Genomic DNA, 19568 nt, shown 5'->3' with positions numbered 1-19568 from the left:
ACATCCGACCATTTCAGTACCACACGCCCCCTCGGCGCGCGCCCGTGTTCTGCCAGCTCGCCGCCATGGGCAGCAGGCACGACTCTCGCATCGAAACGAAGCAGTCAGAACCACCGAAAGCGGCGCGGTAGCCCGTCTCGAGCGTGGGACCACGGTCAGGCGTCTGCCCGCACCCAATGCGAAGGCACGGCTGTATACGCAGCGCACCTGCCGCCTCTGCATGGCCCTCCGCGCGCTTGCGCTGCTTGATCCGGAACACGCCGCCGCAGCCTCTTCGCGCCGGGCGCGTTCGTCCGTTCGGCGTGCGGTTTCGCAGGCCTGCCGGCTGAATTTCGCGTCACCGTGGCCGGCGCGCTCGGGTCTGTTGTGACGACCTCAGGAGGCTTTGATCTCGATCACAGTTCAATCTCAGATCAGTTCACCAGCCGGTGCGATTCAAGCGCCGGTTTCAGCACTCGATGCCCCATGCATGTATCGCTTGTGGATAACTAGGTATCAAATGGGCGCATTTCGCGGGTGTGATGTCGCACGGTGTGCACAAAAACCGGCGCTTGAATGCACGCCTTGACCTGCGGAAAACGTGATCCCCTGCGAGGTCGCATTGGCGCTATCCACAGCTCAAAACGGCTCTGACCTGCGGTTTTATGGATCCCGGTTCGAGAGTGCACGAAAACCGAGCTTCTCGCAGTAGCGCAGTTGATGAGGAGGCGGACTGCGCCAGGGCGGAGCGCAGCGGCGTTTCGCATTCCGGCGCTTGGTGTTGTATCGGCGGAATTGCGCTTGCGCAATTCGCCGTTCTGTGCTTCGGCTTGCTCGAAGCACCTCTTGCCTGGCAAACCAAGCGGAGAGGTGCTTCGGCAAGCCGAAGCACAGAACGGCGAATTGCGCAAGCGCAATTCGCATTCCGGCGCAAGCGCCGGAATGCGGGGCGCCGCTGCGCTCCGCCCTGGCGCGAGTCCGCTTCGCTTCCTCGCTCCAACTGCACTACTACGAGAAGCGCCGGTTTTCGTGCACTCTCAGTGCAGGATTCCATAAAACCGCAGGTCAGAGCCGTTTTGAGCCTGTGGATAGCGAGTGCACGTTTTCCACAGGGGATCACGTTTCCGCAGGTCAGGGGCGTGCATTCAAGCGCCGGTTTTCGTGCACACCGTGCACGGTGTCCACGCGAAATGCGCCCATTTGATACCTAGTTATCCACAAGCGATACATGCATGGGGCATCGAGTGCACGAAAACCGGCGCTTGAATGCACACCGGCGGGTGAACCTTGATCTGAAGTGTGAGTTGAACTGTGATCTGAGATCAAAGCCTCCTAGGGTGGAGCCATCACAACAGACCGGGCGCACCGGCCGACTGACAGGGATTCAGCCATGAACACGAACACCACCACCGTCACGCCGGACCCTGAGACGGACGCGTACGAGCGCGAAGAGGCTGCGGCGGCGGACGTGTTCCGGATCAAGGCAACAAGGGCGCACGGGAGGATTGAAAAGGGGCTCAAGGCCGTACGGGAGGCGGCGGAGTGCGCTGCGGCTGCTCTGGCTCGTGCGGAGGCTGCACGGTGGAGTGCGGACGAGGCTGCGGAGCGGGAGCGCGAGCGTGCGTATGTGCGGGTGGCTGAGGCGGACGCGCTGATGTGGTCCCACGCTCCGGGGACGGACGCTTACCGCGCCGCTTTCAGTGAGTTCCTGACTGCTCGTTTCGATGCGGAGTCGATGCCTGCTGCTATGGCGGCGGAGGAGCTGGCGGAACACGAGGCGCGCGCCGAGGGGGCGTGTGGTGCGGAATGGTCGGATGTGGAGGAGCGGACGCACACCGGAGCGGGTGCGGCTCTTGAGGCTGCGGAGCACGCATACGCGGAAACCAAGATCGAGTTCAGCGTTTTCGAACAGACCGCTCCTGCTGGTCGGTACTCCGCAGAATCGGCGTGCGATCTCATCTGCCTCCATTCGCGGGACATGGCTGCGGCTGTACGGCACGCGAAGGCGGCGGCGCAAGCGGCGGAGACGGCGGCGACCGAGGCTGAGGCATGGGCCGACGTGGCGGAGGAGGCTGACACCCTGGTGACGGAGGAGGTCAGCCTGCTGTTCAGCCTCGGGGCTGACACTCGGCAGGTAGCCGCAGCGCGCGCCTACTGGGGTGTCTCGGATGCGGCGGCGGATGCCGTGGTGGAGGTGGCAGAGACAGTCACGGAGGCGGCAGAGCGCCGTGCACGGGTGGCGGACGCCGAGGCGAATACCGAGGAGCAGCGCGCGGCTGCGCGTCCGGCCGAGCGTGCGGCGATTCAGCGTGCGGCGGAGTGCGCCGAGGCGGCGGCGGAGGCGGAGCAGCACGCGGGACGTGCATCGGAGGCGTACGCGATCGCGCGCGATCTGATGCGGTACACGCGCAGTGCTTGGGCGGCGCGCCCGGTCGATCTGCTTCCTGAGGCGGAGGCGGCGGAGGCATGGGCGACGCTGCGCCTGCTGGACCGCCGATCTGCTGTGGCGTACGACCTTGAGCTTTCGTCGCACCGGGACCCGTTCGATGGGGCCCCGGTGACGGACCCTCAGCGTGCTCGGGACTGCGCTTCCCGTGCCCGGATGCTGGCGGACGGATGCGAGGCGGACGCGCGGCGGGTGGCGGAGCTGTTCGCGTGGGAGGAGCACGCGCGGTGGACGCGTGCGGACATCGAGCGTGCGGAGTGGGAGGCGGTGCGGCAGGACGAGATGCGGGCGCAGCCCCGGGGACTTGACGCGAGCACGCTAGAAGCGGGCGGTGTCGCCGTTGTGGTGAGCGACCCCGAGGCGGTGGACACGTGGGAGGGAGAGGGGGGCTTCGTGCCCGGTGTGGAGACACCGAGCACCGAGGAGTGCTGGCTGCCTGCCGATGACGAGTCCGGAGCTCCGGCGCAGTGGTCATGGGACCGGACGCGTCACTACGTCCAGTGGTACCGGGCGCAGGACTACGTGCCCGCCCTCGGATGGGCCACGGCTCACGTCCGGGTCCTAGAGGCTGCCGAGTCGGGGCGGCTCCGGATGCTGGGGCCTCGGCAGTTCGTAGCGCTGACGGGAGCTGGTGGTGCGCGTCCGGTCAAGGCGGACCGCGTGCGCGCGCTCTACGCGGGCGGATTCCTCGTGCGCGGGAAGGTGCGCGGTACGGGAGATGGCCGGTGGGCGGTGCTGATGCCCTCCCACGCGGGACGGGAGGCACTGGCGCTCTGCCTGATGCTGCCCACCGCCGTGCACGCCTCCGAGCGGGACGCGTACGCCGCTCGCCTCGCCAGCGTGGCAGGGCGGTCCTGGATGGGCAGCGACGAAAGGAAGGAATGGGCGTCAGAGGTGCGTGTGCCCTACGGCATGATGTCCGCTCCAGGCACCACGGCCCCGGGGCCAGAGGACCCGAGCCCCGTCCCTCCTCCGGGGTACGCAGCCCCGGAGGAGGGGGCCCCCTCCCCGGTGCCTGACCCGTGCGCCCACGTGACCGGAGTGGGGAACAGCGTCCCCGAGCCGTCCGATGTCGAGGAGCTGCCCATCGCGCCGCAGACGGAAGCAGCGGAGGAAGCCAGCCATCAGGCCGAGCCCGCGGTGCCCCCGATGCGACGGGGTGGCCTTCAGCGCCCCGCCCGGCAGTCGGTCCGCAGGGGAGCCGTTCGGTGGCGGTGGTGGCAGCGACTGGCGGCCCAGGGCCGGGGACGGGGCCCGCCGCCGAGGCCGACGCCCTCGCCGGGCGCGCAGCCGTTGAAGGTGCCGGAAAACCAGGACTTGACAGGGTCGCGTCACTTTGGGTGGTTGGGGGTGGCGGCGGGTCTGAGTTGTACCTGAGGTCAAAGTGTGTCACCGTCGGGCCATGACCACCACATCGCTAGAAGCCCTCAGGGAGAAGGCGAAGCGAGCCGAAGAGGAAGCAGGCCAGGCGAAAGCCACACTCCTCCGCGCGGCCGTCGCCGAGGCCGTCACCTCCACCGCCTACGGGCACTTGAGTGCCGTAGCCCACCGGGCGGGAATTGCCGTGCAATATCTCCGCAAACTGGTGGAAGCCGAGCACCCCGGGTGGATTGAACGGGCCCGCCAAGAACGCGATGCCGCGAAGTCCCGTTCCGCGAAGGGCAGTTGAAGCCTCCCCGCCGGTGACCGACTGACAGCAGGGCCCGCCTCCGAACACTTCCGGAGGCGGGCCCTGCTGTGTGCGCCCCGCCGCCGGGACGGGGCGCGGCTATCGGTGGCCGGGGGACTTCGCGCAGCCCGGCCGCAGGGTGTTCCGCGCCTCCCGCTCCTCCACCAGGGCGAGCAGATGCGCGCAGGAGCGGGCGAGCGCCCGCAGGCGGACCCTCACCGTGCCCAAGTCGCCCTGCACCTTAGAACTTCGGTGCACTGAGTGAGATCTTCCGGGGGACAACCACGGTGGCCTCGCGTGGCGTTCCGCACTGGGGGCAGGGAGTTCCTGCTGCGTAGACGTGACGCGGATACGGTGTCCGGCACTCGGGATTCGGGCACGTAGGGAGCGGGCCGCCGTCCGACGAAACACCGGTGACAACCTCCTGCGCCGTCAGTACATACGGTTCGTCCGGGTCCGGCAGACGGGACCGCAGCAGGTTGTACGCGCTCCGCACCGGGCCGAAGGGCGTGATGTTGAGGCGCTTCAGCAGCACCGCTTGCGGCCACCCTCCGTCTTCCATCAGGCGGCGCAGGAGCCTCACCGCGCGGCGCTCGTCGGGCTCGGACATTTGTTGCGGCCACCACGGGACCAGCGACAGCGTGTAGTACGCGTAGTCCTCGTCGTACGAGGTGCCGCGTCGGGGCATCATGCCGCCGACCAGACCGGACTTGAGGATGTATGTGTCGGCCGAGCGGCCCCGGCGGTCCCCTTCGGCGTTGTAGATCGGGTTCCGCTGGATACGGATCAGGCCGTCCTCCTGGAGGTGCTTGTAGTGCACGCGCGTGGTGGATTCGCTGCGGCCGATTGACTGGGCGAACACGGGAATCCCGACCTGACCAGACCATGACCGGTCTGCATTCTGCGCTGCCACGATCAGCATTCGGCGGCACGTCTTGTCGCGTGTGGCCACCGTCAGCACCCACTCCAGAGGGGTGATGATCTCCTCGCGCGGTGTGTTCTGTACCGGGGTGACGGCGGCGTTCTGGACCGGGGTCCGTCGGTCGTCTTCAATCCGGCGGTGCGCAACCAAGTGCGCCAGGTGCACGTACGCGGCTCGCGTCTTGAGACCGGCGGACTCCGCCAACTCCGCAATTTTCGGGGGCGTACTTCCGGCCTCCGAACATGCTGTGAGCTGGGAAAATAGCCGGATGCAGGGAGTGCAGTGATCCGGCAAAACTTCGGCGTGCTGCGCCATTTGTACCGATTCCCGGCCCGGGTCCCTGTGCCGGAAGCCAAAAGCTCCCTTACACTCGGACCTAGACCTGTGCTTGGTCACGCCTGGCCCCGAATACCGGCCCTCGGATTGCAGTCCTTGGGATTCCCCGGCTCGGGGCCAGTCGTTTTTTGGTTGTCACTCTGCGTACGTAGATCGTAGGGCGTGCTAGGGGGAAGGCTCGCCACCGTTAGGTGGTGGCGTCGCCCTCGGCCTCCTGCGGCGTCGCAAGCGTGGTTGCCCACCGCAGGATGGTTGATCCTCCCGCGATCTTTACTGCGACCTCCACCACTCGCCCATCCGTAAGCAGCACAGTCCGAACTACCTGGGTGACGATGACATCGCGGGCAGTCAGACCAAGTGCCGTCTTTTCAGCGTCAGTTGCGAATCGCGAGGTCACCTCCTCCAGTACGTGACCTTGGGCGACTCCGAGTCGTTCCGCAGCGAGTTCCCGAGACCCTCCGGTGGATACGGGCTCCGTCAACTCCGGTGTCACCGCGATTACGTAGCTCGGGTAGTAGGAGCTGCTGAGATGTACCGGCGCGCCGCCCCGACTGACGAGACGCTGCCTGACGTGAACGGGCGTTCCCGGGGGTACGTCAAGGCGAGGAGCGACCAGCTCATCAGCTCCGATCGTTCCAACATTCAAGATCCGCGAGGTTTCCCCTGCATCCAGAGCCTTACCCGTGGACTCGTGCAGGCGCACCCGGGCCGAGATGCTGTGGCTCGCGGGTCCCGCCACGATCGTCCCCACGCCAGCCTTGGGCAGGGTCAGGCCCTCGTGCTTCAAGACGCGATAGGCGCGATTGGCGGTTGTGACAGCCACGCCGAACTCTTCGCGGACCTGGGCCATTGACGGCAGGGTGTCCCCCGGACTGAGGGTTCCGTCAAGGATCAGCCGACGGTAGTGCGCGGCGATTTCTGCGTATCCGACGGTTTCGGGCATGTCCCTCTCCCTTCTGTACCTCGTACTGCACCCCACAAGTGCAGTGATGCACTTGCAAGAGTACGCCACGCCCCGAAAAGGGGCTAGTACTAGCGCCGTGGGGCGCTAGTGGTTTACCTTGAAGAGGCGTCAAGCCGCTGGGGCCCATTCCCAAGCGAGCTGAAACGTTGCCTGACCTGCTGAAAGGCAGGTGCCCGGCCGGTGTCCAACCACCGACCGGGCGGCGGTGCCGGTGTCCAACCACCGGTGCCGCTGTCAGAACTCCCTGGTCAGAGGAAGGTCCGACGTGATGATGGTTGCAGAGTGGGGGCGCTGGTGGCGTCCTCGGCGGAGCGACGGTTGCTCCGCATCGGTGCGAACGCGGACGGTCCTGCCGTCGCGGTGCCGCAGGGTGCTGGTGGAGTCGGTGTCGGAGGCCGCGGTGGCGGTCGTCGGTGCGGACGAGCTGCGGGTGCGTGCGTGGATGATGCAGCGCGAAGCGGGTGCGCTGTGAGCGCGGGCGGGGTTTCCCCGCTGCCGAAGGGGTGGCCGACTGCGCGCGGTTACCTGGCTGTGGTGCCCTCGCAGGTATCCGGCGAACACGTCCAGGAGGAGCGCGCCGAGCGCGGTTCGGACTGGCTGGATGCGTTGTGGGAGGACCCCGAGTTTGGCCCCAAGCGCCCTGCCAACGAGGTGCCGGTGTGGTCGGTGCCGCCGGTGAACGCGATCCCGGACCGGGACCCGTCGGACGACCACCTGATCGACTGGGACCGTGTCCGTGCCGCCGTCCGCGCGGTGCACCCGGTGCGCACCCTCGCGGTGGTCGGTGTCGGGGTGTGGCCCGCGTTCATGTGGGCGGAGCGGGTGGCCGGTCCGATGGCCCGGGATGTCTCGGTGGACGCCGCTTTCGCGGTAGCGGTTGTGACGTCCGTGGTCGCCGGAGTCGGCATCGCGGCCGGTAGGGGGTTCCGCCGGTGGGCGTGCGCCGCGCTCCTGGTCGCCATCGTCGGCGGGACGCTGCTCGCGGCCCCGACTCGGAACCTGATCGCTTCGTGGATCGTGGGGGCCTGAGATGGATCTGATCACGATCACGCACATCGTCACACGCGCCGGAGCAGCGTTTGGGTTCACGGTCATGGCCGGGACCGCGATGTGGGTCTACTTCTCCAAGGGGCGCAGCTTCAAGGCGTTGAAGCGGAAAAAGGTCCTCGTGCCGTGGGCGGGGTCGGCGGTGACGCTGATCCTCGCGTCGGCTGTCACCGGCGGCCTGGTCGGCAAGATCAGCGGCAGCTTCACCGGCACGGGCAACGCGGTTGGGGCGCAGGTCGGGAACGTTGCTGTGGGGCAGTCCGGAGCCGGTGCGATGCCGCTTTCCACCGGTGAGGTACTGGGCTACTCCGGCAGTTGGATTGCGTTCTGTCTGCTCCTCGGATTCGTGCTCTACCTGATCTTCGCGAAGAACTGGGAAGAGCGTCTCTTCGCGATCAGCGGCGGTCTGACGGGCGCGACGTGGGGGATCACTGTCGCGGTCGGCGGATGGGTGTCCGCCCTCGGTGTCCCGCTGGTGTCGTGGCTGGGGGAGGTGCTGATCGGATGAGCAAGCGCCGCTCTGCCCGCCGGACCCGTTCCGGCGCCCGTCACCTGGCCCGGTACCTGGCCCACTGGGCGGGCGGTCACACCGTCAGCAGCGAGGAGCTGCTGCGCCGGATCGTGAAGGACCGCGCCGAGGCACACCAGGACGCCATCGAGGATCACCACCGCCAGATCAACCGCGCCCTGAGCCGCGCCGCGAAGCTGCGGCGGATTGCGCAGGAGGACGGCGGCTTGACCCCGGCCGCCAAAGCCCAGCTAGAGGCGGCGGAGTCGCAGGCCGAGCGCGGTGCCGCTGCCCTGGCCGCGCTGGGGGAGTTCCGGGTGCCGACGCTGGACCCTGACCAGGTGCACCACCGCCGCCAGCGCGTCGCGGCGGCCCGGTGCACGCTGCTCGCCGTGCCGGTGGCGGGGATCGGTACGGCGACCGTGGCGGGCGGGGCGTGGTGGGCGGCCCCGGCCGCCGCCGCCCTCGGTGTGGTCAGTGCGTGGGCCCGGGGCCCGGAGCCGCTGGAGCTGACGGTGCGTCCGGTCCCGGCCGACCTGATCGCTGCCACCCCGGCGGTCGTTCCGCCGACGGGGTCGCCGACCCTCGCGGGTGCTCCGGCCGGTACACGCACCGTTCCGCCGGTCGCCGGAGCCGCTCCGGCGACCGTGCCGGGCGCTCCGCCCACCGGGCCGGGCGCTCCGGGCGATGCTCCCGGGCTGGGTGGGCCGGTACCCGCGTCCGTCGACCTAGTGACGGCCCTTTCCAGGGGGCTCGCGGCGTGCCGGGTGATCCCGCGCGGGACACACGTGCGCGTCCTGGAAGAGGACGTGCTGCCGGAGCGGTGGGCGGCTGTGGTGCGCTTGCCCGACGACACCGGGGCGATCGTGGACGACGTGGTGGCCGCCCGTAAGGGGCTTGGCGGTGAGCTGGGGCTGGACCGGTCCCGGCTGCATGTGGAGCGGGTACCCGGCGCGGATGACAAGACGATGCTGATCAGCGGGTTCGCCGTCGACCCGTTCGCACAGCCGGTGCTGTGCACGGCGGAGATGCTCGCGGACGTCGACGTCTGGGAGCAGGGCATCCCGGTAGCCGTTGACGCGTGGGGCCGACTGCTGTACGTCCGGCTGAGGGATGTGTCGCTGTTGCTCGGAGGGTCCTCTCGCTCCGGCAAGGGGGCCGCCCTGCGGCTCATCATTGCCGGATGCCTGCTTGACTCCCGGGTACGGCTGACACTCGCGGACGGCAAGCACCCCGGACAGCACCGATGGGCCGGACTGACGACCTGTCACATCTACGACCCCGAGAAGCGCGCCAAACAACTCAAAGTCCGGCTGCAAGAACTGGTGGAGGAGTTGGGCGAGCGCGCGGCCCGGCTCGCCGACGAGGGCATCGAGTCCCTCGCGGAGCGTCCCGACCTGGTCGGTACCGAGGGCCTGGAACTCGAAGTCGTCGTCATCGATGAAGTCGGCGTGTTCACCGGCGACCGCAAGCACGGCGCGAAGATCACCAAATCGCTCGCCGACCTCGCCGCGCGCGGCCTTGCGTTCGGCATCGTGCTGGTGCTGTCGACCCAACTGAGCAGCGCGGCAATCCTGCCCAAGGAGATCACCGGCAACATCACTTGGAGGTGGTGCATGTACGCCACCGGGGCCGACGAGAGCAACGGCATCCTGGGCAAGGGCGCGGCGGGCAGGGGCTACTCCGCCCACCTGCTTGACCCCCAGCAGCGCGGCATCGGCCTCCTACTCACCGAGGGCCGGTACTCCACTGTCCGCTCCCTGTGGCTGGACGGCGACGACATGGCCGAAGTACAGGACATGGTCCGCGCGCTCCGCGCCCCCGCTCCGCCGACCGGCGCGCCCGCTCCGGCCCCGGCACCGACCGCTCCGCCGATGGCTGCCGCCGCTCCGGTTGCGGGCGAGACCACTCCGGTAGCGGACTGGACGGTGGTCGAAGGATGGCTCACCACTCCGGCGGCACCCTCCCCCGAGGCCGCCGACCCGAAGGCGCGGGCGCTGGAGGTCATCCGCCAGGCCGGGCCGTTGGGCATCAAGCGGGCCGCCGTCGCCGACGCGATCGGGGCCTCCCCGACGACCGTCGGCGGGTGGCTCAAGGCGTGGACCGATCAGGGCCTGGTCGAGGTCCTGGGGAGTCCCCCGCACACCCGCTACGCGGCTACTGACGCCCGTCAGTAGACCGCCTACAGACCCCGCTCCCTACAGACGAGTGCAGGTCAGAGCGCTACGGCCGTACTGACGACCCGTCGTCGGTAGCCGTCGCCAGTAGCTCGTCAGTACCGGCCGTCAGTAGGGCGCGGCACCAAAAAAGAACCCCCGGACGACCGACTTTCTTGGAGGTCAGGCGGTCGCCCGGGGCCCGAACCCCGAAGGGATCAGGTGCCAATCATGGCATTCCGCAAGAGCAAGACACAGCCCCAGAGCGAGGAGACCCAGCCCACGGGGCTGGTCCGTACGTCCATGCGGTTCGACGACCGGGCGACGACCGAGGACCGGGCTAAGTACGGCACGGACTACCAGGGGTCGCGCGGCGGCTGGCTGAAGAAGGGCGGTAAGTGAGATGAGTCGTCACACCTCCCCGCACTGCCACGGCCGCAGCATGAAACTGCGCGGCCACATGTACATCTGCGCCGTCTGCAAGAGCGAGCGGCCCCGCACCGTCGCCCTGGTCCTGGCCGTGATCGGGGGAACCCGATGAGCGACGCCGCCCGCCGCCAGGCCGCCGCCGACATGGAGGCCGCCCGCCAAGCTGCCGCGCAGGCACGGGCCGCCGCGCAGGCCGCCGCCGACGCGGCCCGCAGCGCCGCTAACGCCGTCGCCGCGCACTGCGCTGCCGTCGACGCGCACTGCGCTGCCGTCGACGCCCACCGGGGAGGCCGCCGGTGACGGCGAAAGCCCCGCTCCCGATGCGTCCCATCCCGCATGAACAGGACGGCCGTAAGGAGCCGCCGCCGGGCACGCCGCCGCCGTCGACCCCGACACGGCCGCGCACGTAGCCCACCTGAGTGATCGTCACGGAAGGCACCCCCGGGAAACTGGGGGCAGCGCCACCGTGACGGAATGCCGTCCGGCCGGGCGGCAGCTCCTCCGCCGTCGCCCGGCCCTGTTCCGCCCACACCAGCAAGGAGAGAACTTGAGCACCACGATTGAGCCGCAGACCCTCCCCGGGCCCGCACCGGCCCCGGACACCGCCCCTTCGGTGTCGTCCGCCCGGCCCACCGCTCCGGTGGCCCGGCCCACCGCTCCGCCGGACCGGACGACTGCCACCCCCGCCCGAAACGGCGCTCCGGTCAGCCCCGTCCCGGCTCCGCCCGCCGAGGAGACCGCTCCGGTGAGCCTGCGGAAGGCTCCGCCGAAGGAGAAAGACCGCGCCGGTGGGGCGATGCGGGCCGTGACCATCGCGGTGATTCTCTGCGCGGCGATCATCGCCGGAATCGGCTTCGCCGCGTCGTATTCCGCCCTGCATCAACTGGCTGTTGAAAAGCACTTCGGGCCGGTCGCCCCCTACGCTCCGATCGGTATCGACGCCGGAATCATCGCCATGTACGGCATCGATCTGGTCATGGCCTGGAGGCGCAGCCCCAAGCCCCTGTTCAGGCACATCGGGCACCTGTTGACGCTCTGCACGATCGCATTCAACGCGAAGTCCGGCGATCAGTCGATCACCGGGGACCCGGTGGGCGCGGTCTACCACGCAGCGATGCCGCTGCTGTTCATCGCGGTGGTCGAAGCGGCCCGCCACCTGGTCATCCGTACCGCACAGGTCCGGCTCGGTGCTGCTGGCGGGGTGCCCCTGCGCCGGTGGTTGCTGTCCCCGTTCAAGAGCTGGAGTCTGTTCCGGCGCATGAAGCTCTGGGAGATCGGCTCCTACAAGGAGGCGCTCGCCCTGGAGCAGCAGCGGACCGTGTACGCGGCATGGCTGGCGCACAAGCACGGCCGGGGCTGGAAGCGGAAGGCGGGTGCGGAGGCGATGCTGCCCTTCAAGATGGCGCCGTACGGTCTCGGCGTGGAGGAGGCGCTGGCGCTGCCCGAGGCGCAGCGGGAGGCGGAGCGCGCCCGAGAGGCGGCGAAGCGTGAGGCGGCGGCGGCCGTGGCGGCGGCGGAGGAGCAGCGCCGCTTGGCGGAGGAACGCCGGGTGGCGGAGGCCGCGGTGGCACGGATGCGGATCTCTGCCACGGTGACGACGGCGGAACACACGATCGCGGCGGAGACCACGACGGCGGCGGCGGAGGCCCGTGCCGCCGAGGCGGAGGCTACCGTGCGGGCGGCGGCGCGGGAGCGGGTCGCGGCGGCGGAGGCGGAGACCGAGGCGACGTCGGCCGTCCTCACGGCGGAGGCGACGCGCCGTCAGGCGGAGCGTGCCGCCCGTGAGATCGCGGAGGCGGAGCAGAGCGCCGAGGCGGCGGAGGCGCGCGCCATTGAGGCGGCGGCCCTGGCGGCGGAGGCGCGCGACCGGGCGGAGGCGGCGGAACTCACGGCGAAGGCGGTGCGGCTGGAGAAGGCGGCGGCGGAGGGGCGCAACAACGAGGCCGCGTATGAGCGGGAGCGGGCGCGGCTGCTGGCGGAGCAGGCCGAGTTCGAGGCGGCGCGGGCGGCTGCGCGGCGACAGGAGGCCGAGGACCGGGCGGAGGCCGCGCGCGCCGAACTGGCCGCGCAGGAGGCCGAGGACCTCGCCCGGCTGAGCCCCCGGGAGCGGGCGGAGCGCCGGGTGGCCCGGCTGATCCTCGCGGCCGGAGGCACCACTGCGGACACGGTGGACGCACTGCGCGAGCGGGTCTCTCTGGAGGAGGTGGGCGAGCTGCTCGGTGTCGGCCGCACGGTTGCCGGTGAGCGCCGCCAGGCCGCCGCCGACCTGATCAAGTCCGGGTACACCGGCTGATCTCTGTACGACCGTGAAGCGGGGCCCGGGGCGCGTCAATCGCCCCGGGCCCCGCCCTCTTGTTGTATCGCAAAGCTGCCTGGAGGGGTATTCCGGGGGCCTGTGAGTGCGACTTTCGGGAGTGTGGGAGGCATGTACGGAGCAGGCGGGACGAGCCTTGCCTTACACGGGAAGTTCCTGCGGGCGTACCGTTTGAACAAGGCTGGCACTGAACGGAGTTGGGCATGCACGACGCGCGGCGGGACCACATCGGGCGACGGGTGCGCATCGCGCGTCTCGGGCAAGACCTCAGCCAGGAGCAGCTAGGCGGACTGGTGAGCCGGGGCGGGCGGTGGGTCCAGGAGGTAGAGGCGGGCCGCCTGGTGCTCGACAAGGTCTCGCTGATCTGCGCCGTGGCAGAGGTGTGCGACGTCGACGTGAACTGGCTGCTCGGGCAGCCGTACCGGCTGCGGCAGGGCGAATCGACCACGGCGCACATTCCGGCGCTGCGGACGGTCCTGCGGCGCTCGGGGCTGATCCTGAGCGGGCACCCCGGCCTCAGTGCGAGCGCGCCCCCGGCCGGATGGGCAGAGCTGGAGCAGATGGCGGCGGAGACGAACGCGGCACGGCAGGGGGCGCGGCTGCTGGACGCCGCCCGCGTGCTCCCGGTGCTGCTGGAGGCGCTGAACACGGCGCTGCTGTCGTACCAGGGCGCGGAGCGAGAGCGTGCGCTGGCCCTGGTCGTGGACGCGGCCCGCAATGCCCGCCAGAGTGCGAACGTCCTGGGATATCCGGATCTTGCGTGGACGGCGTCCGAGGTCGCGGCCGGGGCCGCTACGCAGCTCGGCGACCCGCTGTCTCAGGCTGCGACCGCGTGGGACCGGTGCGGGGCGATGCTGCACCAGGGCGACGTACGGTCGGCCGACGCCATCGCGGACGCCGCCCTCGCGGACCTGGACCCGCTGCTCGCCGAGGGCGGGCACGACGCCGTCGCGCTGCACGGTGCGCTGCTGCTGCGCAGAGTCGTCGCGGCGGCGCGGTCGGACAAGAAGGTCGAGGCGTGGCAGCACTCCACTGCTGCCCTCGCCGTCGCGCGCACCCAGCTCCCCGACGGGTACGCGGACCTGCGCTGGCACACGGTGTTCGGGGTGCCGGTGGTCGCCGTCCACGCCGTGGAGGCCGGGGTGGAGATCGACGAGCCGGACAAGGGCCTGAGCTTCGTGCCCGGCCTTGATGTGGAGGCGCGCGGAGTGACCCCTTCGCGAGAGCGGGTCACCCATTGGCGGATCGACAAAGCGCGCGCGGAGCACCGCCTCGGGCGCACGCATGAGGCGATCACCACGCTGCACACGGCCGCCCGGCACGCTCCCGCCTACGTCTACGCCCACCCCATGGCCCGCACCCTGGTGGACGACATGGTGACCTCGGGGGCGGGGATTCGGTCGGCGGGACTGGCCTCCCTCGTACGGCACATGGAGATCCAGCAGTAGTGGCATATGCCGTCTTTCGGTCCACATTCCCACTGTGTGTTGATCATGCCGGGAGGCGGCATCCTGCGGCACATGAAGCTGCGAGCAGAAACCGAACCGCTCATCGTCGGACGCTTCGACCACAGCCGTCCCGTAGTCCTTTACTCCCGGGCTGACTCCGCCGTGATGGGCCTCTCCAACACCGAGAGCCTCGCCGAGTTCGCCCGCGCGCAAGGGCTCAGCGTGGCAGCGATCAGGAGTGACGTCTGCCCTCCCGACCGGCACATGGTGATGCGCCCGCAGTGGGCGCACACCGTGGAACTCATCGAGTCCGGCCGTGCGGGCGGTTTGGTGTGCATGAGGGAATTCGACATTGCCCACACTGCGGAAGTGGTGCGGCAACTGCGCGGGTGGCTGGAGGCGCAGGGCGCGTTCGCGGTCTACCCCGCCCAGGGCCCGGGACGCACGGAGACCGGCCGGTGACGGGCGCGCAGGCCGGGTTCGATGCCGAGGCTGTCACGGGTCTGGTCAACCGGGCGCTGGGCCGGGACAGCGCCATACCGGAGCTGGCGGAGAGCGTCGCCACCATCACGGGCCTGACCGAGGCGTACGGGCACCTGGCCAAGGTGGTTGACCCCGACCGGGTCCGCATCGGTAGCCGGGCCCGATTCGACCACGCCATCGAGTCCGGCGCACACCTGGTGACCGGCGGATATGACGCCGGGGACCCAATGGACGCGCACTACCACGCGCGGGCACTCGGGCGGCAGGTCCGCGAACTCCACCAGGCGTGGACTGACCAGAACCCGCCGCCCGCCCCCTGAACGCCTCCCCGTGTCCCGCCCCGGAGCGGGGAGGCCCGGCCACCCCCGACCGGCCCCGGCCGTGCCGGGGGTGGCTGCCCCACAACTCCCGTACATAGCAAGCCAGTTGATCGGTATCTGTGCGGGTGCTCACGTCGTGCCGCTGCGGATGATCGGCCGCAGCGGCACGGCCCCACGACCACATCCCCGCCCGACCCCGGACAGCCGCCCCTGGGATATCGGGCCCGAAGGCCCGCGCAGCCGTCACTGCGCGGGCCTTCGGCATGCCAGGGAGGGGGCGTCAGGGGCCGGTCAGGATGTAGATGATTTCTACGGTGCGGCGGTCGGCATGTACCCGGTACAGGATGCTGACGCGCTGCCCGGTGTCGGTGGCCGGGGCGGTGAGCGCACGGCGGAGCTCCACCGAGAGTGGGACCGGTTCGACGGCTCCCATGCGGGGATCGGCCGCCAGGAGTGCGAGGAGATCGTGCACGGCCCGGCGCTCGCCCGGGGCGAGCTGCTGCGCGAACTCTTCGCGCAGGCGCTCGGGGACGTCGACGGACCAGGGTGCGGGGTCGCTCACGCGGCGCCCTCGGCGTTCCCGAACACCTCGGCGGCGGGGCGGAGCTGGGCGGTGCCCGCCAGACTCGCCGCGATGGCGGCGGCGACTTCGGGGCGGGTGCGCAGTGCGAGTACGGCCCGGTATTCGCCGATCACCGCCGGGACCTCCGCGAGCTGTGCGGCGGACAGCCGGGCATCGAACGCGGTCAGGTCGGCGGGGGCGGCTGAGGCGAGCGCGGCGCGCAGCTCCGCGAGGGTCTGCGGGCCGTCGGCGGGTGCCAGCCGGGCCGACTGGTAGGGCGGTTCGTGCGGGAGCGCGCTCATGGGTGGGTGCCTGCCTTCCTTGGGGCCACTCCCACGGTACCGCCGGGCCGTGAGCCGCGAACGGGTGCTGCGTCAACTCGCCCTACAGGAAGGCCGTTTCTGCGCGAACGGTGGGGCGTTGGCCCGGTAGGGCCCCAGATTCCGGAATCCCCGGAGTCGCAGAGTCCGGCATTCCGGTAGTTCCGGAATCCCCGGACTCTGTGATGCGGCCGGGAGAGGAATGGAGCCGGTGGAGGCATGGGAGTGGGCGCGGTCGAATGGCCCGGCGGTGGCACTGCTCGGAGTCGTGCTGTTGCTCCTGGTCGCGGTGGAGGCAGGGAAGAAGACCCCGGGCAAGGGCGACGCTCCCCGTCCGACGGGGGGCCGACGGCGGGGGGTCGGAGCGCTGGGGCGGTATGTCACCGGGCGGGATCTGCGGGCGGGTGAGCCACGGTCGGCGTCCTCCTGGTGGCGGGCGGGAGAGCCCATCGACCGCGAGCACCGGCCCGACCGCCCGACGATCACGGAGCGGCCGGGGCCGGTGGAGCAGCACGGCTTGACGGTGTGGCGGGTGGGTGCCGGGACGCTGCGCGGGCTGGCGGCGGGGGCGGCCCGGTGGAGGCAGTGGCCATGGGCGGCGCGGTCGGCGGCGCGGGTACTGCTCCCGGCCGCTGTGGCGGCCTGGTGGTGGTCTCCGGCCGTCTCGTACGGCGTCGGGGCCGCCCTGGTCGTCGTCGCCCTGGCGGCGGCACTGACGGGGCCTACCGCGCTCCGGTGGTGGCGGCCGGTCCCGCCGACGGATGCGCAGCTGCACGCGCCCGGGGTGTGGGCGGCGGTGCGGGAGCTGCTGCGGCTCCCGGAGTCGACGGTGCGGGAGGAATGGCTGCGGGTGCCGGTCGACCTGCGGGCGGACGGTGCGCGGATCGTCCTGCGGGTGCCGGTGGAGTGGGTAGGGGGGGAGGCGGCGGTGCGTGCGGTGGAGGCTGCGGTGGCCGCGCGGGTGCCCGGGGAGTGGGTGGTGCACTGGCACAGGTCGGACAGCGCCCCATACGCGGAATGGGAGGCGCGGGTGCCCGCGCCGCCTCCGGCGCAGCTCCCGACGTCCGTTCCGTGGCGGCCCACGGGCAACCGGCATGAGGTGTTCGTGGGGAAGGCTCTGGAGGACGGCGAGGTAACAGACGTCATCATTCAGACCGAATCCGATACGCCGCACTGGGGAGTGGCGGGTGCGACCGGTCAGGGGAAGTCGACAATTCTGTATATCGCGGTCGTTCATGCCCGCCAGTACGGCGGAATTGTGGATGTGCTGGATACCAAGCAGAACTCTTTGACGGAAGCTGACGGCAAAAGCGGAGTGCGCATCCATAAAACCGTTTCGGCCTGTATCACGGCATTCGCTGAGTTCATGGCCTCGATGCAGGCTGCCGAAACGGCAAAAGGTAAGGACGCTGATCCTGCACTTCGCGCCCTGTTGATTCCCCGGACTCTGGTCGTGGATGAACTCCCGACACTCGTCAAATTCGCTCACATCTGGTGGAGGTACGTGATCAAGGGAAAGGGTGCGCCCCCGTTTCTGGAATGGTTTGCCGTGGCTTTCCTTCAGGGACGGTCTGCCGATCATCGTGTTGTTGTCGGTACACAGCAGTTCGCCGGCGGCTATTTCGGGGGCACGATGGAAAGGGCGCAGATTGGTTGGAGGGCCATGGTGGGGTATCAGGACCGGGTTTCCTGGGGTGTGGCCTACGGCCCGTCTGTGCAGCCCATTCCCTATGACACCACTGTGAAGGGAAGAGGGGTTTTCGCGGATGGGAAAGTCAAGAAAGAAACGAATCAGCTATGGGTGCGCGAGTTTCAGGCGTGCTACATCACGCCGCAGGTCTCCCAGTTGCTCGACGCGTGCCCGCCCGCGCCTGCCTGGCACGACGCCGGTGAGATGGCCCCGTGGATCACGGAGCAGGCCCTGGAGGCGGCCGCCTCCATCGCGGTCCCTCCGTATCTGCCCGGAGGCAAGTACGGTCCCCCGGACGTTGTCCCCTTGGCTCATGGTGTGGGGGTAGCCGGGGTAACTGGCAGGTCAGGGCAGGGGACAGCAGTACAGGGGACACTCCAGGGGACAGCTCAGGGGACAGCCGAGGCGGAGGGGATGCCCGCCGTCTACTCCCTGGCGGAGGCGTGCGAGGAGGGCCTCCTGCCGTGGGGGTACGAGACGGCCAAGCGCTACCGCACCCGCAGTGCCAAGCGTGGAATTGAATTCCCGGAGGGAATTACCGACGGGCGCACCTCGTGTTACACCGAGGAGGAATTGCGGGAGTGGGTGGGCCGCTGGAATGCGGCCGGTGGCAAATAGGGCGGGGGATGAGGTTATCCCCGATCGTGCGTATTGCGCCGTACGGGCGTACCTGTGCCGCCCGGTGATCGTTATGCGGGCGTGCGTATCCAGAGGAGCGGGCGGGAAACCGTCGAGACGAAACCGGTCAATCCGTATGAGGCGGCGGCCCGGGAGCAGCTCGGGCACGTGCCGAAAGCCGCGCCCGCAGCCGCCGCGCAGGGGTGGACGCCCATTCCCGAGCGCTCGGGCGGTTTCGCGCGGGTGGGCCGGTGGGTGCTGTGGGGCACGGTCGGGCTCCTTGCGTTCGCTGGGCTGAAAGGCGTGCTCTTCCCCCGGGAGGCTGGCCCCGGACCGGTGCGCCCCGCGCCGGGCGCCGCAGCGGCCGAGACGTTCCCTGCGGCGGCGGCGCAGGCCACCGCGGCCCGTGCTGCGTACGCGTATCTGACGTGGGACCAGGCCGCCCCCGAGGCCCGCGCGCAGGCCCTCGCCCCGCTCCTGGCCGCCGGGACGGACCCCGCCGCCGGATGGAACCGGCAGGGGGTCCAGGCCGTGGAGACGGTGCTGCCTGGTCCGGTGGTGACCGTCGGCGGCGGGCGGGCCCGGGTGCGGGTGGAGGCCCGGGTGCGTACCCCCGACAAGGCCCCGCCCCGCTGGGTGGCGCTGGAGGTGCCGGTGGCGGCGGTGGGCGGGCGGGTGGTGGTCACCGGCGCTCCGGCCCTGGTGGGCCTGCCCACGGGGCCGCCGTCGGCTCCTGTTGCCGCCCCGCATGAGACGGACCCCGCGTTCAGCCGGGCCACCACCGCAGCCGTCGCCGCATTTTTCCGGTCGCTGGCGCGCGGCGACGCGGCTGCGGTGACCGCCCCGGGTGCGGTCGTCCCGCCTCTGCCGTCCGGGGTGCGCCTGGTCGGGATGCAGTCGTGGACCGCCGACGCAGGCACCGGACGGGAGAGCGGCCGGTGGGGCACGGCGGCCGTGACCTGGGGAATCGGCGGCGGTGAGGTCGCGCAGATCTATCGCGTCCAGCTGACGCGGGTATCGGCCGAATCCGCGTCCCGCTGGCAGGTGGCCCGTCTTACCGGGCCGTGACAAGAATTCAAGAAAGGGCACGCCATGTTTTATGAAATCGCCGCAGCGCCAACGGGTGTGGCGCTCCGTGATGCCGTACTGATCCTTGTGGGGAATCTTTTGATGGCCCTGTGCGGGTACCGGGCGTTTCGGCTTTTCATGGCGGAGAAATTCGACAAGATGCCCACCTTTATTGCCGGGGCTATCTTCTGTGCGTTCTTCACCTATTTTCCCGAGCAGGCCAAAGCGGCGATCTCCGGAATTGCACAGTTGGTGCCGAGTGCGTGAGGGGGTGACGTACACGCGGCAT

General features: G+C 70.0%; 21 protein-coding genes. 16 read left to right on the top strand and 5 right to left on the bottom strand.

The window, feature by feature from the left end; all coding sequences use genetic code 11:
- Positions 1 to 1369: 1369 nt before the first annotated feature.
- Both OG897_RS40760 and OG897_RS40755 read left to right on the top strand, forming a co-directional pair.
- On the top strand, positions 1370 to 3802 hold the full coding sequence (locus OG897_RS40760) for a hypothetical protein (RefSeq protein ID WP_266665557.1): 2433 nt from the start codon (positions 1370 to 1372) through the stop codon (positions 3800 to 3802).
- A 25-nt stretch (positions 3803 to 3827) separates the two neighbouring features.
- A complete protein-coding gene (locus OG897_RS40755) occupies positions 3828 to 4094 on the top strand; it encodes a hypothetical protein (protein ID WP_266665556.1) in 267 nt (88 codons plus the stop codon).
- A 99-nt stretch (positions 4095 to 4193) separates the two neighbouring features.
- Here OG897_RS40755 and OG897_RS40750 read toward each other — a convergent pair whose 3' ends face one another.
- The 3 genes from OG897_RS40750 to OG897_RS40740 form a co-directional block, all read right to left on the bottom strand.
- The gene (locus tag OG897_RS40750) at positions 4194 to 4322 is read right to left on the bottom strand and encodes a hypothetical protein (protein ID WP_266665555.1); all 129 of its coding nucleotides are present in this window, start codon (positions 4320 to 4322) and stop codon (positions 4194 to 4196) included.
- 13 nt (positions 4323 to 4335) lie between these two features.
- Positions 4336 to 5331, bottom strand: a complete 996-nt coding sequence (locus OG897_RS40745) for a hypothetical protein (RefSeq protein WP_266665554.1) — start codon at positions 5329 to 5331, stop codon at positions 4336 to 4338.
- A 208-nt stretch (positions 5332 to 5539) separates the two neighbouring features.
- On the bottom strand, positions 5540 to 6295 hold the full coding sequence (locus OG897_RS40740; protein ID WP_266665552.1) for a GntR family transcriptional regulator: 756 nt from the start codon (positions 6293 to 6295) through the stop codon (positions 5540 to 5542).
- A gap of 352 nt (positions 6296 to 6647) precedes the next feature.
- Between OG897_RS40740 and OG897_RS40735 the strand changes: the two genes are divergently transcribed.
- From OG897_RS40735 to OG897_RS40685, 11 genes are all read left to right on the top strand, one after another.
- Positions 6648 to 6788: a hypothetical protein gene (locus OG897_RS40735; RefSeq protein ID WP_266665550.1), complete on the top strand. Its 141-nt coding sequence runs from the start codon at positions 6648 to 6650 to the stop codon at positions 6786 to 6788.
- A gap of 62 nt (positions 6789 to 6850) precedes the next feature.
- Positions 6851 to 7345 (top strand): hypothetical protein, encoded by a 495-nt coding sequence (locus tag OG897_RS40730; protein WP_266665548.1) that lies wholly within the window; start codon positions 6851 to 6853, stop codon positions 7343 to 7345.
- A 1-nt stretch (position 7346) separates the two neighbouring features.
- Positions 7347 to 7871 (top strand): hypothetical protein, encoded by a 525-nt coding sequence (locus OG897_RS40725; RefSeq protein WP_266665546.1) that lies wholly within the window; start codon positions 7347 to 7349, stop codon positions 7869 to 7871.
- A complete protein-coding gene (locus OG897_RS40720; RefSeq protein ID WP_266665545.1) occupies positions 7868 to 10048 on the top strand; it encodes an FtsK/SpoIIIE domain-containing protein in 2181 nt (726 codons plus the stop codon). Before OG897_RS40725 ends, OG897_RS40720 begins: the two co-directional genes overlap by 4 nt.
- Positions 10049 to 10258: 210 nt before the next feature.
- Positions 10259 to 10429, top strand: coding sequence for a hypothetical protein (locus tag OG897_RS40715; protein WP_266665544.1), 171 nt, complete (start codon positions 10259 to 10261; stop codon positions 10427 to 10429).
- A gap of 1 nt (position 10430) precedes the next feature.
- Entirely contained in the window at positions 10431 to 10568 is a 138-nt protein-coding gene (locus tag OG897_RS40710) for a hypothetical protein (protein ID WP_266665543.1), read from the top strand.
- The gene (locus OG897_RS40705) at positions 10565 to 10756 is read left to right on the top strand and encodes a hypothetical protein (protein ID WP_266665542.1); all 192 of its coding nucleotides are present in this window, start codon (positions 10565 to 10567) and stop codon (positions 10754 to 10756) included. The genes OG897_RS40710 and OG897_RS40705 overlap by 4 nt, the downstream gene beginning before the upstream one ends.
- A 247-nt stretch (positions 10757 to 11003) precedes the next feature.
- Positions 11004 to 12749: a DUF2637 domain-containing protein gene (locus OG897_RS40700; protein WP_266665541.1), complete on the top strand. Its 1746-nt coding sequence runs from the start codon at positions 11004 to 11006 to the stop codon at positions 12747 to 12749.
- A 224-nt stretch (positions 12750 to 12973) separates the two neighbouring features.
- Positions 12974 to 14218, top strand: coding sequence for a helix-turn-helix domain-containing protein (locus OG897_RS40695; protein ID WP_266665540.1), 1245 nt, complete (start codon positions 12974 to 12976; stop codon positions 14216 to 14218).
- 72 nt (positions 14219 to 14290) lie between these two features.
- Positions 14291 to 14680: a hypothetical protein gene (locus OG897_RS40690; RefSeq protein ID WP_266665538.1), complete on the top strand. Its 390-nt coding sequence runs from the start codon at positions 14291 to 14293 to the stop codon at positions 14678 to 14680.
- Entirely contained in the window at positions 14677 to 15021 is a 345-nt protein-coding gene (locus OG897_RS40685) for a hypothetical protein (protein WP_266665536.1), read from the top strand. Before OG897_RS40690 ends, OG897_RS40685 begins: the two co-directional genes overlap by 4 nt.
- A gap of 280 nt (positions 15022 to 15301) precedes the next feature.
- Here the strand turns inward: OG897_RS40685 and OG897_RS40680 are convergent, their stop codons facing one another.
- Complete coding sequence (locus tag OG897_RS40680) at positions 15302 to 15583, bottom strand: hypothetical protein (RefSeq protein ID WP_266665534.1); 282 nt, start codon at positions 15581 to 15583, stop codon at positions 15302 to 15304.
- The gene (locus OG897_RS40675) at positions 15580 to 15885 is read right to left on the bottom strand and encodes a hypothetical protein (RefSeq protein WP_266665532.1); all 306 of its coding nucleotides are present in this window, start codon (positions 15883 to 15885) and stop codon (positions 15580 to 15582) included. The genes OG897_RS40680 and OG897_RS40675 overlap by 4 nt, the downstream gene beginning before the upstream one ends.
- A 520-nt stretch (positions 15886 to 16405) precedes the next feature.
- Here OG897_RS40675 and OG897_RS40670 point away from each other — a divergent pair.
- The 3 genes from OG897_RS40670 (at position 16406) to OG897_RS40660 (ending at position 19546) form a co-directional block, all read left to right on the top strand.
- Positions 16406 to 18211, top strand: coding sequence for a hypothetical protein (locus OG897_RS40670; RefSeq protein WP_266665530.1), 1806 nt, complete (start codon positions 16406 to 16408; stop codon positions 18209 to 18211).
- Positions 18212 to 18292: 81 nt separating this feature from the next.
- A complete protein-coding gene (locus OG897_RS40665) occupies positions 18293 to 19279 on the top strand; it encodes a conjugal transfer protein (RefSeq protein ID WP_266665528.1) in 987 nt (328 codons plus the stop codon).
- Between the two features lie 24 nt (positions 19280 to 19303).
- Complete coding sequence (locus OG897_RS40660) at positions 19304 to 19546, top strand: hypothetical protein (protein ID WP_266665527.1); 243 nt, start codon at positions 19304 to 19306, stop codon at positions 19544 to 19546.
- Positions 19547 to 19568: the final 22 nt, after the last annotated feature.

The sequence above is a fragment of the Streptomyces sp. NBC_00237 genome, assembly GCF_026342435.1.
Lineage (GTDB): Bacteria > Actinomycetota > Actinomycetes > Streptomycetales > Streptomycetaceae > Streptomyces.
Note: the sequence above shows the minus strand (reverse complement) of the source record. Positions and strands in the feature narration are given on the sequence as shown.